The sequence below is a fragment of the Janthinobacterium sp. RA13 genome (genome assembly GCF_000745325.1).
GTDB classification, from domain to species: domain Bacteria; phylum Pseudomonadota; class Gammaproteobacteria; order Burkholderiales; family Burkholderiaceae_D; genus Janthinobacterium; species Janthinobacterium rivuli.
This window is the reverse complement of the sequence record NZ_JQNP01000001.1, coordinates 1,715,122-1,731,027: the sequence shown is the minus strand read 5'-3', so window position 1 is coordinate 1,731,027 and position 15,906 is coordinate 1,715,122. Positions and strand designations below refer to the sequence as shown.

Genomic DNA, 15,906 nt, shown 5'->3' with positions numbered 1-15,906 from the left:
GTGGATTATGCCCTAATTATCTTTGCCTCAGCTTTGCCTAGAATGGCAACATCCCTATCGAACCGAGGAAACAACATGAACAAGGCCTCACCGTCTGCTCCCCACGACATTTCACCCGCCATGGTGCTGCTGCTGGCCATCGCTTCCGGCCTGATCGTGGCCAATCTGTATTACGCGCAAACACTCGTCGGGCCCATCAGTGCTTCGACGGGCCTGTCGGCCAAGGCGGCCGGGCTGATCGTGACCCTGACGCAAGTCGGCTATACCCTGGGCCTGCTGTTTGTCGTGCCGCTGGGCGACTTGCTGGAAAACCGCCGCCTGATCGTCACGGCCTTGCTGGTGACGGCCACGGCCCTCGTGGCGGCGGCCCTCTCCACGGGCGCCATCGTTTTTCTCGCCGCCGCGCTGGCCATCGGCCTCGGTTCCGTGGCGGCGCAAGTGATCGTGCCGTTTGCCGCCCACCTGTCGCAGGAAGCGACGCGGGGGCAGACGGTGGGCAAGGTGGTCAGCGGTTTGTTGCTGGGCATCATGCTGGCCCGTCCCGTGGCCTCGCTGGTGGCTGCCCATGCCAGCTGGCACGTGGTGTTTGGCGGCGCCGCCGTGCTGATGGTATTGCTGGCGCTGGTGCTGCGCCGCGCCTTGCCCGTGCGCCAGCCCGTGTCGAGCATGAAATATCCGGCCCTGATGGCCTCGCTGTGGCATTTGCTGCTGGGTACGCCAGTGCTGCGCCGCCGCGCCGCCTATCATGCCGGTCTGTTTGGCGCCTTCAGCCTGTTCTGGACCGTCACGCCGCTGGTGCTGTCCAGCCCCGCGTTCGGCCTGTCGCAAACGGGTATCGCCATCTTTGCCCTGGTTGGCATGGCTGGCGCCGTCGCCTCGCCCATCGCCGGCCGCCTGGCCGATGCGGGCCACACCTTGCCGGCCACGGCCGCCGCGCTGGCGCTGGGCATCGTCGCCTTTGCCTTGCCGATGTTTGCGCCGGAATCGAAACATGTGGCGCTGGGGCTGCTCGTGGTCGCCTCCATCGTGCTCGACATGGGCGTAGCGGCCAACCTGGTGCTGGGCCAGCGCGCCATCTTCAGCCTCGGCGCTGAAGTGCGGGGCCGCCTGAACGGCCTGTATTTCGCGCTGTTCTTCGCCGGCGGCGCGGCCGGCTCGGCCATCGGCGCCTGGGTGTATGCGAGCTATGGCTGGCAAGCGACCTTGCTGACTGGCATGGCGTTTCCGGGCCTGGCCCTGCTGGTGTGGCTGGGAGAATTTTTACCGCAGGCCACGCGCCGTGCGGCTTGAAACCCTGATGCCGCCTCATTATCACTAATGGATATTTCTATCATCATGAAGATAAAGTGGCGTGATATGCCGCGATGCCGCAAGATGCACTTGTCTCCTCTATCTCCTCCAAGGAAATAGATTCAGCCCGCTTCCATAGCGGGCTTTTTTTTGTCTGTTCAGATTAAATCACCACCAGGTCGAGCGCGCGCATGAAGTTGGCCGCCTGCGCATGCGTGATGACGGCGCCTTTCAGTAGCGCCGCTTCGCTCAATTTGAAACCGTCGATATCGGCGCCGCGCAAGTCCGCACCCTGGAACTTCGCAAGTTTGATGGTGGCATTGCGCAGGCTGCCGCCTTCGAAGACGGCCTCGCGGAAGTCGCAGCCGGCCAGGTAGGCGTCGGAAAAATCGAGCTGTTTTAAGGTCGCCTTGCGGAACGAAAAGCCGCGCAAGTCGGCGCCTACCAGCAGGCTGTCTTCGAAGGTGAGACCCAGGTGCGCCACTTCCTCGAACGAAGCGCCCGTCAGCTTGCAGCCGCGGTAGGTGGCCGAGGCCAGCTTGGCGCGCCGCCATTTCGTGTTGTTCAGGTCGCAGCCTTCGAACGTGGCATCGACGGCGTCGACGGATTCGAAATCGGCGCTGCCCGCGCGGCAGCGGCGCCAGGTGCTGCGTGCCAGTTTGCTGGCGAACAAGTTGGTGTCGGCAAAGGTGCAGCGTTCAAACGTGCAGCCCTGCAGATCGAGGCGCGACAAGTCTTCGCCGTCGAACGCGCAATCGATGAAGTGGTGCACTGATTGGGCCAGTTGCTGCTCGATGCCGGCGCGGTCCAGGGTCATGCTGCTTACTGCGGTGTCGTGTGTTGCCATCCGTCTCATTCCTAAAGTAAAAACAGGGGAGGGATGGCGCGGCGGGAAAATGCACGAACCAGAACACCTCCCCGGCTGGTGGTACAGTCAGAGGTCAGCGCCGTGGGTCCGCGTGGGCGGGAGCATGCCGGACTGTGCCGGGCACTTACCGGGTTACCAACCGGTGCGCTCATTTTCGATCAGCCTGCATTGTAACGGCTTGACTGCACACTTGCCAGTTCTTGCGAAGCCGGGTTAGTATCGTTGCAGGCACACGCATTGTGCCAACGTCGCTCGGACGGATCCGGGCGCTTACGTATAGAGATACCATGACCGACAGCCAAGCTCCGCGCAGCTTTTCGCGCATCAATCGCCTTCCCCCCTACGTTTTCAATATCACCGCCGAACTCAAGATGGCCGCGCGCCGCCGTGGCGAGGACATCATCGACATGTCGATGGGCAATCCCGATGGCGCCACGCCGGCCCACATCGTGGACAAGCTGGTCGAAACGGTCAAACGCCCCGACACGCACGGCTATTCCGCGTCAAAAGGCATCCCCCGCCTGCGCCGCGCCATTGCCCACTGGTACAAGAAGCGCTACGAGGTCGACATCGACCCGGACAGCGAAGCCATCGTCACCATTGGCTCGAAAGAGGGCCTGGCCCACTTGATGCTGGCGACACTCGACCGTGGCGACACGGTGCTGGTACCGAATCCCAGCTATCCGATCCACATCTGGGGCGCCGTGATCGCGGGCGCCGACATCCGCTCCGTGCGCATGGGGCCGGGCGTGGATTTCTTTGCCGAACTGGAACGGGCGATCCGCGAAAGCTATCCGAAACCGAAGATGATGGTGCTGGGCTTCCCATCCAACCCGACGGCGCAATGCGTGGAGCTGGAATTCTTCGAGCGGGTCGTCGCGCTGGCGAAACAGCACAATATTCTGGTGGTGCATGACCTGGCGTATGCCGACATCACTTTCGATGGCTGGAAGGCGCCGTCCATCATGCAGGTACCGGGCGCGCGCGACGTGGCCGTCGAGTTTTTCACCATGTCGAAAAGCTACAACATGGCGGGCTGGCGCATCGGTTTCATGGTGGGCAACGCAGAACTGGTGGCGGCCCTGGCGCGCATCAAGAGTTACCACGACTACGGCAGTTTTACCCCGGTGCAAGTGGCGGCCATCGCCGCGCTGGAAGGCGACCAGAGCTGCGTGACGGACATCTGCGCCCAATACCAGCGCCGCCGCGACGTGCTGGTGAAAGGCTTGCATGAAGCGGGCTGGATGGTGGAAAAACCGAAGGCCTCCATGTACATCTGGGCGCATATTCCGGAAGCGTATCGCCACCTGGGTTCGCTGGAGTTCGCCAAGCTGCTGCTGCAAAAAGCCAAGGTCAGCGTCTCGCCCGGCATCGGCTTCGGCGAATACGGCGATGAATACGTGCGCTTCGCCCTGATCGAAAACGAGGCGCGGGTGCGGCAGGCGCTACGCGGCATCAAGAATATGTTGCGTTCTGGCGACGGGAAAATGGAGTCGGCAGCATAAAAGTTGCCACATGGAATGCTTCGTTGCCCTTAATATCACTGCTGCGTATTTCTGACATCACGAATATAAAGTGGTTTTATATGCTGCAACGCGGCATCATGCATCTGTCTCCTCTATCTTCCTCCAAGGAAATAGATTCAGCCCGCTCCCGCAGCGGGCTTTTTTTTGCTGTGCGCTCCTGGCGTCACAAGACAGCCTCCACATGACTTTTATCAAAGTCCACCTCGCTGGTCACTGCCACCATTTGACGTTGCACGTGTTGTCGCGTACTCCCTCTGGCTGGTGGTCGCCGTGCTGATATTTCATGCGCTGATAGCGGCAGCAGGGCCCGTTTTTCCGACGAAAAAGTGCGGCTTCACCGGGTGCTTGAAAACGCTGCGCCACTACCGCGTGCTGCTTGCCTCGGCGATTCTCGCCATCGCGGCCGGGTGGTTATACTCGGACATTCACTTGACAACACAGGGATAAGGTGACTAGCCTGAAGTACAGGGAATTAAGTACAAGGAGTTCGATCATGGCGCGATTGGTACATCAATTCTTGCAAGATGAAGAGCGCAGCCGCAACCTGGTCGCGGCGGTCGGCATGGGGGCGGGCGTGATACTGCTTACCTTGTCGATACTTAATACTTTTCTGGCCCGTTAATTTGCCCAGCTTGCCAGGCGTCGCCGCCGCCCGCAGGCGGCGTGTCGACATGCTGGCTACTGCAAGCGTTCGCTATCCCTCCCCATTTCCCGTAAACCGCCGCACCGCCACCTCCCACTGCTGCATCAGGCTGGCAGCCTGGTCGCGTCCGATGGTGGGCAGGAAGGTTCTTTCCGCGCGCCAGTGCGATGCCAGCTCTTCCACGCCACGGTACTGGCCGATGGCCAGGCCCGCCAGATAGGCGGCGCCCAGGGCCGTCGTTTCGATTACTTTCGGGCGCACCACGGGAATGCCCAGCAGGTCCGCCTGGAATTGCAGCAGCAGGTTGTTGGCGCAGGCGCCGCCGTCCACGCGCAGTTCCGTGATCGGTGCTTGCGCATCGCGCGTCATGGCGCCCAGCAGGGCGGCGCTCTGGAAGGCGATCGCTTCCAATGCCGCGCGGGCGATGTGGCCCACCGTGCTGCCGCGGCTCAGGCCCAGGATGGCGCCTTTCGCCGACGGCACCCAGTACGGTGCACCGAGTCCCGTAAACGACGGTACGAAGACCACGCCGCCCGAATCGGGCACGGAAGCGGCCAGGCCTTCCGCTTCGCCCGCGTGGCCGATGGCGCCGAGGCCGTCGCGCAGCCACTGCACCACGGCGCCGCCGATGAAGACGCTGCCTTCGAGCGCATATGTCGGCTGCGCGCCCACCTGACAGGCGGCCGTGCTGATCAATCCATGCTGCGACTGCGCGCACTGCTCGCCAGTATTGAGCAGCAGGAAGCAGCCCGTGCCATAGGTATTCTTGGCCATGCCCGGCGTAAAACAGGTCTGGCCGAACAGCGCCGCCTGCTGGTCGCCGGCGATGCCGCCGATGATGACCGGGCTGCCCAGCACCTCGGCATCCGTTTCGCCATACACGTGGCTCGATGGGTGGACGGATGGCAGCAGGCTGGCGGGAATGCCCAGCCAGTCGAGCAGCTGCGCATCCCAGCAGCCTTCATGCAGATTCCACAGCATGGTGCGCGAAGCGTTGGTGACGTCGCTCACGTGCAGGCGGCCGCCCGTCATCTTCCACGCCAGCCACGTATCGATGGTGCCGAAGGCCAGTTCGCCGCGCATGGCTCGCGCGCGGGCGCCGGGAACGGCGTCGAGTATCCAGCGCAGCTTGGTGCCGGAAAAATACGGGTCGAGCACCAGGCCCGTTTTCGCGTGGATGGCACCGGCCAGGCCCCGCGCGCGCAAGTCCTCGCACAGCGCTTCCGTGCGCCGGTCTTGCCAGACGATGGCGTTATAGACGGGTTCGCCCGTGGCGCGATCCCATACCACGGTCGTTTCGCGCTGGTTGGTGATGCCCAGCGCGCCCAGGGCATCGGCTTTCAGGCCTGTCTTGGCCAGCACTTCGCGGCAGGTATCGATCTGGCTGTGCCAGATCTCCATCGGATCGTGTTCGATCCAGCCCGGCTGCGGGAAGAGCTGGCGGAACTCGCGCTGCGCCACGGCGACGATGGCGCCTGCTTCATCGAAGACCATGCTGCGCGAGCTGGAGGTGCCCTGGTCGAGAGCCAGCAAATACGTCATGCCGCCACCTCTTGCGCCAGATGGGCTGCCAGCCACTGCTGCAGGCGCGCCACATCGGCCGGCGCGCAGCGCAAGCCCAGCTTGCTGCGCCGCCACAGGATGTCGTCGCTGCTCCTGGCCCATTCCACCTCGATCAGATAGCACGCTTCGGCCTCGTACAGGCCGGGCGCCAGCTGCTCACCCAGGTCGGCCATCGAAGTGGCGCCCGTCAGCAGGCGCGTGGCGCGGCTGCCGTAGGCGCGCGCATAGCGGCGCGCCAGCGTGGGCGGCAGCCAGGCGTGCTCGCGCTGGAAGTGGGCGAGAAAAGCGTCGAAATCATGGCTGTCCACCAGACGATTCGGCTGCTGCAGATCGCCGCCGGGCAGGGGCGCTTCGGCCGTCCACGCCGCGGCCGTATTGTCCAGCAGGGGCGCCAGCAAGCCCAGTGCTTCCTCGGCCAGCTTGCGGTAGGTGGTGATCTTGCCGCCCCAGATATTGAGCAGCGGCGCGCCCGTTGCCGCCTCGCCGCGCGCCACTTCCAGCAGGTAGTCGCGCGTGACGGCCGACGCGTTCTGCGCGCTGTCGTCGAGCAGCGGGCGCACGCCCGAATACGTCCACACGACGTCGGCGGGAGAAATCTCGCGCTTGAAATAGCGGTTCGCGGCCTGGCACAGGTAATCGATTTCCATCTGGCTGATTTTGACCTGGCTGACCTCTCCCTTGTATTCCTCGTCCGTGGTGCCGATCAGGGTAAAGTCATCCTGGTAGGGGATGGCGAAGATGATGCGCTGGTCCGGGTTCTGGAAGATGTAGGCGTTCGGATGCTCGAACAGGCGCGGCACGATGATGTGGCTGCCCTTGATCAGTCGCAGCCCCTGCGTCTTGCCGCCGCCGGCCGCGCCGGCAAATTGCGCCGTCCACGGTCCCGCCGCGTTGACGATGGCACGCGCGCGCAGCGTCTTGCGCTGGCCGTCCCCGGCTTGCAGGGTGGCTTGCCAGGCGCCGCCATCGCGGCGCGCGTCGATGCAGGCCGTGCGCGTGAGGATGTGCGCGCCGTGTTCCTGCGCGTCGAGCGCGTTGAGCACCACCAGGCGCGCATCGTCGACCCAGCCGTCGGAGTACACGAAGCCCTTGCGGTAGCCGGCCTTCAGCGGTTCACCCGCCGCGTGCTTGTCCAGCGCGATGCCTTGCGAGGCGGGCAAAAAGGCCCGCTTGGCCAGGTGGTCGTACAGGAACAGGCCCGCGCGTATCATCCAGGCGGGGCGCTGCGCGGCGTCGTGCGGCATGACGAAGCGCATCGGCCACATGATGTGGGGCGCGGCGCGCAGCAGCACTTCGCGTTCCTGCAGCGCCTTGCGCACCAGTTTGAATTCATAGTATTCGAGGTAGCGCAGGCCGCCGTGTATCAGCTTGGTGGACGCGGACGAGGTGTGCTGCGCCAGGTCGTGCTGTTCGCACAGCACCACGCGCAAGCCGCGGCCGGCCGCGTCGCGCGCGATGCCGGCGCCATTGATGCCGCCGCCGACGACGAGCAGGTCGCAGTCGGCGGGCAGGGAGGAAAAGCGGGAAGCGGACATGGAAGGTTCGTCTTGTAAAAGTAAAAGGGAAAAGGCGCCGCCTCAGGCAAGCAGCGACAGTACGGGCGGCAGCACGAGGGCCAGGCCGGCGATCAGCAGCAGCACAAAGACGGCGCGGCGCACGTGTTCGATGGGCAGGCGCGAAGGATGGCGGCGCGCCAGCCACGTCAGGCCCATCACCAGCGGCAAGGCTTCGAGCGTCAGCCACAGGGCCGTCATGCTGAACTGGCCGTGCGCCAGCACGAGGGCCAGGCGCAGCACGGCATTCGCGGCAAACAGCACGATCAGCGAGTGGCGGATCATGTCGGCAGGCCATGGCTGGCGGTACAGGTGGTACACCATGGGCGGGCCGGCGCTGGCGAACAGGCCGCCCATCACGCCGGACACGCCGCTGAAAAACAGGAAGGCGGGCAGGCCGGATTGTTGTGCACGCGCGCTGGCGCGCAGCACCAGCATGAAGGCGCAGACGACGATGGCGCAGCCGAGCAGGAAGCGCAGCAGGCTTACTTGCTGCGCGCTGAACCAGCCCAGCAGGGCCACGCCCGCGCCCACGCCCAGCTGGCTGACGGCCAGCGATGGGCCGAACACGGGCCAGGCCAGCTGCGGACGCGTGCGGCCAAACGTGATGGCCGCATTCACCAGCACCAGCACGCTGACCACGTTGGCGACGTCACCCAGGCTGGCCAGGTGCAGCACGGCCGTCAGGCCCAGCAGGATCAGGCCGAAGGCAAAACCCGTCAGGTTCTGCGCCACGCTGGCCAGCGCCACGCAGGCCAGGAACAGCAGGTGCGACGCCACGCTCATGCCAGGCTCATTTCGCCAGCGACAGGAAGAAGTCCTGCTGCGCGCAGCCGCGCCGCACGAAGACGGGCGGTTGGCCCAAAGGCGCATCGACTTCCACGCGCTGGCCGCCTTCGAAGGCGGCGCCGCTCCACAGGTGGATCCAGGCGTCGCCCTTCGGCAGGTAGGCGCTCCAGCGCGCAGCGCCGGCCGCGTGCACGGGCGCCACCAGCAGGTCGGGGCCGAACAGGTACTGGTCCTGGATGGCGTAGGTGGCGCGGTCGTGTTCATAGTGCAGGAACAGTGGGCGCTGCAGCGGCAGGCCGCGCGCCACGGCGTCTTCGGCCAGGGCGCGGATGGTGGGCGCCAGCGCCACGTGCAGCCGCGTCATGCGGGCAAAGTGGCGGAACACGTCTTCATCCTGGTAGAACTGGAAGTTCTCGTCGGGACGGTTGCCTTCGTGCGTGCGCATCATCGACGTAAACACGGCCATTTCCGTCCAGCGCTGGAACAGTTCGGCTGTGCGCAGGTTGCCGAACAAGCTCGTATAGCCGCCGATGTCGCTGTGGTGGTAGGCGTTGCCCAAGAGGCCGGACGACAGGGCGCCGCAGATCACCGTCTGCAAGCCGTCGTGGCGGCTGAAGTCGACCGACTGGTCGCCCGCCCACAGCAGCGGGCAGTGCGCCTGCACGCCCGTGTAGCCGGCGCGCATGAAGAAGGTGGCGTCGCCCGTCTTGCCGGCCCGCTCGATGGCGCGCGCATTGACTTCGGCCCACAGGGTCGGCCACGCGTTGTGCATCAGGCGCGCGTCCGCGCCATTGTGCAGGCGCAGGTCGATCGGCAGGTATTCGCCGAAATCGGCCATCCAGCCGGACAGGCCGAAATCGAGCATTTCCTGGCGCAGGATGCGTTCCTCGAACCACAGCGCGGCGGCCGGGTTGGTGAAGTCGACGACGCCGCAATCGAATTCGCCGAAGTCGACCAGGTAGGCGCCGCCATCGATGGCGGTCGCCAAAAAGCCCTGCTGCAGCGCTTCCTGGTACAGGGTGCCGTCGTTGCACAGGTAGGGATTGACGTAGCCGAGGAAGCGGATGTCCTGTTTGGCCAGGTCGGCGATCCAGTTCTTCAGGTCAGGGTAGCGCTGCGGCTGCCAGCGCCAGTCCCAGAACAAACGCTTGCCGAACGAGGTCTGACGCAAGCCCACCCAGTCTTCGCACCACAGGGCGCTGACGGGCAATCCGTGTTCCTGCGCCTGCGCCAGGATGGCGCGCGCGTGCTTCTCGCCGCCTTTCAGGCCCAGCATGGCGCCATTCTGCAGCCAGGCTGGCAAGTGCGGCTGGCGGCCGAAGCGCTGCGAGACGACGCCGACCAGGTCGGCGAAGGTCTCGGCCAGCATGAATTCCAGGCGCTCGGGCATGGCCCAGAATTGCAGCTCGTGGAAATCGGGCTGGCGGAAATCGAAGTCCGCATACGCCGTCGTTTCCGCGTGCAGGCAGTAGCGCTGCGACGAGATGAAGCTCGGCTGCGGGTAATTCGTGTGATAGTAGTCGCCGCCCGATTTGGACGTCACGTCCGCCTGCCACGTCAGATGCGTCGACTTGTCGCGGCCCACACCCGGCTCCGACGTCCACAGGGGGAAGTGGCGTCCGCGCAGGTCGAAGTACGACATCTGCTCGCCGCAGCCCCAGACGTGTTCATCCTGTTCCGCCGGCAGGCGCAGCCACAGCCGGTTCCAGCCCGGCGCCGCATAGCGCACCACCAGGTGCACGCCATGCGGGGTCGCTTGCACGGCCAGCACCAGTTGCGCAGCGTCTCCCGCATGGAGCGCGAAGCTCAGGGTAGTGGCGCCATCGGCCTCGGTGACGGCCAGCGCGCGCAGGGCGCTGCGCTCCTCGACGTAATCCTCGATCTCGAAGTTACCGCGGTACATTTCCATGCTTTCGCGGCCCTGGCCGACGAACACGCATGGCGCAGCGGCGCTGTGGCGCAGCAGCAAGCGGCCGGCGCAGCGCAGGGCGATGCTGTCATTTTCCTGGTGTAGTGTGTACTGCATGACGATCAACTCCTGTGAAAACCGGCCGCCGCATGGTAGGGAGCAGGGCGGGCCGGCGGTGCATCAACAATTAAGCACTAATTAAAAGACGAGGAACATGCCGGCGGTCAGTTCGACGGGGCTGTAGCCGAAGTAGTTATTGTCCCCCCGGAACTGCAATACGCCCAGCTTGGCATGGCTGTTGTTGGCGATGCGCGTGGCGTACGCGTAGAACGACAGGGTAGGCTGGAAGTTGTACAGATAGCCCAGCGAGTAGGCCGTCGATTTTGGCTTGCCCACGCCATCGCCCGTGTTCGTGCCGAACGCGCCTTTGGCGTTGACGCCGTCATAGCTGATGTGCGCCAGGCTGCCCTCGATGCGGTGCTTGCCAAGGTCATACGCGCCCGACACGCCGAAGGCGTCGGCCGCATAGCCGCCCGCGTTCGACACGCGGTAGGACGTGTAGGAGCCACCCAAGGTAAAGTCGTTCCACTTGTAGCGCGCGCCGACGATGTCCGTGACCTGGTTGCGCTTGATGAAGTTCGGCGTGCCGGCCGTGCTGATGTCGTTGCTCTGCTGGTAATCCATGTGCGCATAGCCGAGGAACAGGTCGCCCTTTTTGTACAGCACGTTGGCGGCCCAGCTGCGGCCATCGTTTTCCAGGTCGGTGGCGGAAGACGCCTGCTGGCCGGCCGAATACGATACCTCGGCCGAGACGTTGTTCCAGGTGGGGCTGCGGTAGCGCAGCGCATTGCCGTAGAACAGGGCCGTGCCCGAGTTGTTGCCGGCCAGGCTAGTCGTCTTGCTGGCGTTGCCCGTCACGGGGTCTTTCAGGTAGCGGCCCAGCGACTCGGGGCGCGTGAGCGAGAACAGGGCGCTGAAGTCATTGGCGCCGTAATTGTGCGCCGACGCCAGGTCGGCGCCCAGCGATACCCAGAACGGCGCCATGTACATGGTGCCGCCTTCGATCGAACCCCAGGTGGTCGAGGCAAAACCGACGGTGGAACCGCGGTTGAACAGCACGGACGAGGTGGTGTTGTTTTGCGTGCCGCCGCCCGCATTGCCGTTGAACAGGTTCAAGCCTGTCTCGACGCCGAAGATGGCCTTGTATTCATCGCTGAAAACCCAGGCGCCCGTGAGGCCCAGGCGGCTGGCCATTTCGCCCTGGTTCAGGCGGTGGTTCGTCAGCTGGCGCCCGCTGGCATCCTTGCCGCGCGAAACCGTGTAGCCGATGTCGCCACGGCCGTACAGCTTCCAGTTGAAGCCGGTGACGGGTTTCACGGGGGCCGCCGCCGGTGCGGCCGCCATCGCTGCGGCAGGTACCGCTGCGGGTGCAGGCTGAGCCGCTTTCGCTTCCATCTGCGCCACTCTTTCCTGCAGCTGGGCCAGCATGGCCTTCATGTCGCTCAGTTCGTCGGCGCGCGCGTTAGCGCTAACAAATGGCGACGCGAGAAGCACGCCGGTGATGGCCGCGGCCAATGTGGTCTTGCGCAATGTCGTTTGCATGATCTTGTCTCCTGTGTTTTTTATGAGTATGCTTGCTGATCCCTGCCTTGCCTACATTAAATAATCAAATCCCTCCCATGCACAAATATTTGATATCGAGAAAGTCGTCCATGCCGTAGTGCGAGCCTTCGCGGCCCATGCCCGAATGCTTGACGCCGCCGAATGGCGCCATTTCATTGGCGATCATGCCCGTGTTGATGCCGACCATGCCCACTTCCAGTTCTTCGGCCACGCGCCAGACCCTGCCCAGGTCGCGGCTGTAGAAATAACCGGCCAGGCCGAATTGCGTGGCGTTGGCCATGGCGACGACTTCGTCTTCACTGTGGAAGCGGAACAGCGGCGCCAGCGGGGCGAAGGTTTCCTCGGTGGCCACCAGCATGTCGCTGTTCGCTTCCAGTACCACGCTGGGCTCGAAAAAGCTGCCGCCCAGCGCGTGGCGCTTGCCGCCGATGGCCAGCTTGCCGCCCTTGGCCAGCGCGTCGGCGATATGCTGCTCGATCTTGCGCACGGCGTTTTCATCAATCAGCGGGCCTTGCGTGACGCCCGCGTCCAGGCCGTTGCCCAGTTTCAGCTCGGCCACCTTGGCCACCAGGCGGGCGGCGAAATCGTCGTAGATGCTGTCCTGCACGTAGATGCGGTTGGCGCACACGCAGGTCTGGCCGCTGTTGCGGTATTTCGACATCAGCACGCCTTCGACGGCCGCGTCGATGTCGGCATCGTCGAAGACGATGAAGGGCGCGTTGCCGCCCAGTTCCAGCGACAGCTTCTTGATGGTGCCGGCCGCCTCGCGCGACAGCCAGGCGCCCACTTCCGTCGATCCCGTAAACGTGATCTTGCGTACCAGGTCGTTGTGGCACAGTTCCGTGCCGATCGCTTGCGCGGCGCCCGTCACCACATTGAAGACGCCGGGCGGCACGCCGGCGCGCAGCGCCAGTTCGCCCAGGGCCAGGGCCGACAGCGGCGTTTGCGATGCCGGTTTCAAGACCATGCTGCAGCCGGCCGCCAGGGCGGGGCCGGCTTTGCGCGTGATCATGCCGTTCGGGAAATTCCACGGCGTGATGGCCGCGCACACGCCGATCGGCTGCTTGATGACGACGATGCGCTTGTCGTTCGACGGCGGCGCGATGACGTCGCCATACGCGCGCTTGCCTTCCTCGGCAAACCATTCCAGGTAGGCCGCGTTCGAGACGATCTCGCCCTTCGCTTCGGCCAGCGACTTGCCTTGCTCGCTGGTGAGGATCAGCGCCAGGTCGTCGGCGTGCTGCAAAATCAAGGCATGCCAGGCGCGCAGCACCGTGGCGCGCGCCTTCACGGTCTGCTTGCGCCACAGCCGGAAGGCCGCATGCGAGGCGGCGATGGCGCGCCGCGTCTCGGCCGCGCCCATGCGCGGCACCGTGGCGATGACGGCGCCCGTGGCCGGATTCGTGACATCGATGGTGGCGCCGTCATCGGCGTCGCACCAGGCGCCGTCGATCAGACATTGCAGTTTCAACAGGCTTGCGTCTTGCAGGTTCAACATGAGGGTTCTCCTTGGATGGGTGATGCGGCTTAACCCGCGACGGAAACTTGGGCCAGTCCCGCGTCGACGATGATGTTCTGGCCCGTGATGCCGTCCGAATCGTCGGCCGCGAGGAACAGGGCCGTGCGCGCCACGTGGCCCGCATCGAGCCGGTATTTCAGGCATTGCAGTTCGATGAAACGCCGGTCTTCTTCCGGATCGCGCCACAGCGCGGCCTGGCGGTCCGTGGCGATGGCGCCCGGCGCGATGGCGTTGACGCGGATATTCTGTTCGCCCAGTTCGCGCGCCAGGGTGCGCGACAGGCCCGCGATGCCCGCCTTGGACGTGGTGTAGCCGACCAGGTTGGGGCGTCCGCGCATCCATGAAATCGAGCCGAGGTTGATGATGGAGCCGCCGCCGGCGGCCGCCATGCCGGGCGCCACCTGCTGGATGGCGAACACGTGGTGTTTCAGGTTCAGGGCCAGGCAGTTGTCCCAGTACTCGGGTGTCAGTTCGGCCAGCGAATGGCGGTCGTCGCGGCCCGCGTTATTGAGCAGCACGCGGATGGCGCCAAAGCGCGCCTCGACGTCGGCCAGACTGGCCTGGTAGGCGGCGATGTCGCGGATGTCGCTGTACACGAAATGCGGCGCATGGCGGCACAGGGGCGCCAGGCGCGCGGCCAGGGCGGCGCTGGCGTCGCGGTCGATGTCGCAAAAAGCCACTTGCGCGCCTTGCAGGGCGAAGTGTTCGACCATGGAAGCACCGATGCCGGAGCCGCCGCCGGAGACGAAGACCACGCGGTCCTGCAGGCTGGGGTAAAGAGTGATGTTGGCGTTCATGCTGTCCTCGGGAGGGTTGTGTGGGGTATCAATCCCGGTAAAGGGGTTCGGCGCGGCCGGCCACGTCCAAGCGCACGGCAAACAGGCCGCCGGCCTGCGGCTGGCGCGCCAGTTCATCGTCGCTTGCGCCTTCGCGCGCGCTGGTGATGTACAGGGTGCGCAGGTCGGCGCCGCCAAAGGCGATCATGGTGGGGCGCGCGACGGGCACGCGCACGATGCCGATGATCTCGCCCTGCGGCGAAAAGCGCAGCACCCGGCCGCCTTCGTACTGCGCGCTCCAGTAGCAGCCTTCCGCATCCAAAGCCGCGCCATCGGGGCGGCCGCCATACACGGCCTCTTCGCCTTTGACGGGGAGGCGGGCAAACACCTGGCGCTCGCCCACCTGGCCGCTGGCCGCGTCAAATGCGAAACGGTAGATCACGTGGTTTGGCGTATCGGACTGGAACAGGGATTTTCCATCTTCCGCGAAGGCCAGGCCATTGCTCACTTTCACGCCAAGATCGTGTTGCGGTCCCCAGCCCAGGCGCGTGGCACCCCGTTCCAGGCAAAACATGGCAGCCAGTTCCGCCGTGCGCGGCTCATACATGGCGCCGGCCCAGAAACGCCCGGCGCTGTCGCAGCTGCCATCGTTGAAGCGCATGTCGCCGCTGTCGTACGGTGCATCGGCCAGCTTGTCGAGCAAGCCTTCCTGCGGATAGAAACGGTAGAAGCCGTCGCGCAGGGCCGCCACCAGGCCGCCCTTTTCAGCCAGGGCGATGCAGCCCGGCTCGCACGGCACCCACCAGACGCGGTCGAGGTTTGTCGCCGGATCGTAGCGGTGCAGACGTCGCCCGGCGATGTCGATCCAGTACAGGCATTGTTCGGCCACGCTCCACAGCGGACATTCGCCCAGCTGGGCGCGCGTGTCGAGCACGAGTTCGGCTTGCCATTCACGCATGCTGGGCCTCCGCAGTGTCTTCCATGGCCACGCGCATGGCGATGTGCAGGCTCTCGCCGGGCGCCAGCAACCGCATGCCCGTGTCGTGCGCGCCGCGCGCGGCCAGCGCGAACGCGTTATTCGCGTGCGTGACGGGTTCCAGCGCAATGAAGCCGCGTTCGTCGTTGGGCGCGAAGCAGACCAGGTGGCGGCAATTGTCGCTGGCCGACAGCTGCACGGCATAATCGCCGTAATCGAGGCTGGCGCGGCCCGTCCAGCCGCTGTAGCAATTGTCCGCCTGCCAGCCGGCCACCGGCTGCGGCGTGGCGAATGGCGACGCCTGCGCCACTGGCGCCAGACCGGCCGGCAAGCGGTCATCGCCCATGCTCCACACGCCATCCCATTGCGTTTGCAGGCGCAGGCCAGGGGCCAGCGGGAAGTAGGGGTGAAACCCCAGGCCGGCGGGCATGGCGCGCGTGTCGTCATTGCGCACCGATAAAGTCAGGCGCAGGCCGGCATCGTCGAGCAGCACGGTTTGCTGCACCGTGCAGGCAAATGGCCAGTCCGCGTCGCCGCCATGCACGAGCAGCAGTTCGGCGCTGTCGCTTGTGCGCGCCGCCACGTGCCAGGCGCGCTGCCAGCCAAAGCCGTGGATGCTGTGCGGCTCGGGCGGGAAATTGGCGCGCAGCGCATACGTCTGTTCCGACGCCTGCAGCACGGCGTTGCCGATGCGGTTCGAATACGGCACCAAAGGATAGCAGGCCATCTGCCGCACACCAGCGTTGGCCGGCGCGGCGCGCAGGATGTCGCGTCCGCGCCAGCGCAGCGCCGCCAGCGCGCCACCCGTGGCCGGGTGGACGTCGGCACGGCAGTCGCCGTGCGCCAGGGTGAAGGGAGACTGGTGGTCCAT

At 65.3% G+C, this 15,906-nt stretch carries 13 protein-coding genes; 3 read left to right on the top strand and 10 right to left on the bottom strand.

Annotated features, from left to right (window positions below; translation table 11 throughout):
• Window positions 1-75 precede the first annotated feature (75 nt).
• The gene (locus tag FG13_RS07470) at window positions 76-1,290 is read left to right on the top strand and encodes an MFS transporter (RefSeq protein ID WP_035819776.1); all 1,215 of its coding nucleotides are present in this window, start codon (window positions 76-78) and stop codon (window positions 1,288-1,290) included.
• Between the two features lie 163 nt (window positions 1,291-1,453).
• Here the strand turns inward: FG13_RS07470 and FG13_RS07465 are convergent, their stop codons facing one another.
• Complete coding sequence (locus FG13_RS07465; RefSeq protein ID WP_035819774.1) at window positions 1,454-2,137, bottom strand: pentapeptide repeat-containing protein; 684 nt, start codon at window positions 2,135-2,137, stop codon at window positions 1,454-1,456.
• 308 nt (window positions 2,138-2,445) lie between these two features.
• Between FG13_RS07465 and alaC the strand changes: the two genes are divergently transcribed.
• Together alaC and FG13_RS31085 are read left to right on the top strand one after the other, a co-directional pair.
• Complete coding sequence (alaC, locus tag FG13_RS07460) at window positions 2,446-3,663, top strand: alanine transaminase (RefSeq protein ID WP_035819772.1); 1,218 nt, start codon at window positions 2,446-2,448, stop codon at window positions 3,661-3,663.
• 514 nt (window positions 3,664-4,177) lie between these two features.
• Window positions 4,178-4,306 (top strand): hypothetical protein, encoded by a 129-nt coding sequence (locus FG13_RS31085; RefSeq protein ID WP_258002789.1) that lies wholly within the window; start codon window positions 4,178-4,180, stop codon window positions 4,304-4,306.
• A 72-nt stretch (window positions 4,307-4,378) separates the two neighbouring features.
• On the opposite strand, the gene glpK is transcribed toward FG13_RS31085, so the two are convergent.
• The 9 genes from glpK to FG13_RS07410 all read right to left on the bottom strand — a co-directional run bounded on the left by glpK (window position 4,379) and on the right by FG13_RS07410 (window position 15,906).
• Window positions 4,379-5,869, bottom strand: coding sequence for a glycerol kinase GlpK (glpK, locus tag FG13_RS07450; protein ID WP_035819768.1), 1,491 nt, complete (start codon window positions 5,867-5,869; stop codon window positions 4,379-4,381).
• Window positions 5,866-7,425, bottom strand: coding sequence for a glycerol-3-phosphate dehydrogenase (glpD, locus tag FG13_RS07445; RefSeq protein ID WP_035819766.1), 1,560 nt, complete (start codon window positions 7,423-7,425; stop codon window positions 5,866-5,868). Before glpD ends, glpK begins: the two co-directional genes overlap by 4 nt.
• Before the next feature lie 42 nt (window positions 7,426-7,467).
• Window positions 7,468-8,229, bottom strand: a complete 762-nt coding sequence (locus FG13_RS07440; RefSeq protein WP_035819764.1) for a TSUP family transporter — start codon at window positions 8,227-8,229, stop codon at window positions 7,468-7,470.
• Between the two features lie 7 nt (window positions 8,230-8,236).
• Window positions 8,237-10,258 (bottom strand): alpha-glucosidase, encoded by a 2,022-nt coding sequence (locus tag FG13_RS07435; RefSeq protein ID WP_051958726.1) that lies wholly within the window; start codon window positions 10,256-10,258, stop codon window positions 8,237-8,239.
• 81 nt (window positions 10,259-10,339) lie between these two features.
• Window positions 10,340-11,743, bottom strand: a complete 1,404-nt coding sequence (locus FG13_RS07430) for a porin (protein ID WP_035819762.1) — start codon at window positions 11,741-11,743, stop codon at window positions 10,340-10,342.
• A gap of 64 nt (window positions 11,744-11,807) precedes the next feature.
• Window positions 11,808-13,262 carry an NAD-dependent succinate-semialdehyde dehydrogenase gene (locus FG13_RS07425; RefSeq protein WP_035819759.1) on the bottom strand — a complete coding sequence of 485 codons (1,455 nt, stop codon included), beginning with the start codon at window positions 13,260-13,262 and terminating at the stop codon, window positions 11,808-11,810.
• A gap of 29 nt (window positions 13,263-13,291) precedes the next feature.
• Window positions 13,292-14,080: an SDR family NAD(P)-dependent oxidoreductase gene (locus tag FG13_RS07420; RefSeq protein ID WP_035819757.1), complete on the bottom strand. Its 789-nt coding sequence runs from the start codon at window positions 14,078-14,080 to the stop codon at window positions 13,292-13,294.
• A gap of 28 nt (window positions 14,081-14,108) precedes the next feature.
• Complete coding sequence (locus FG13_RS07415; protein ID WP_035819754.1) at window positions 14,109-15,017, bottom strand: SMP-30/gluconolactonase/LRE family protein; 909 nt, start codon at window positions 15,015-15,017, stop codon at window positions 14,109-14,111.
• A complete protein-coding gene (locus FG13_RS07410; RefSeq protein ID WP_051958724.1) occupies window positions 15,010-15,906 on the bottom strand; it encodes an aldose 1-epimerase in 897 nt (298 codons plus the stop codon). Before FG13_RS07410 ends, FG13_RS07415 begins: the two co-directional genes overlap by 8 nt.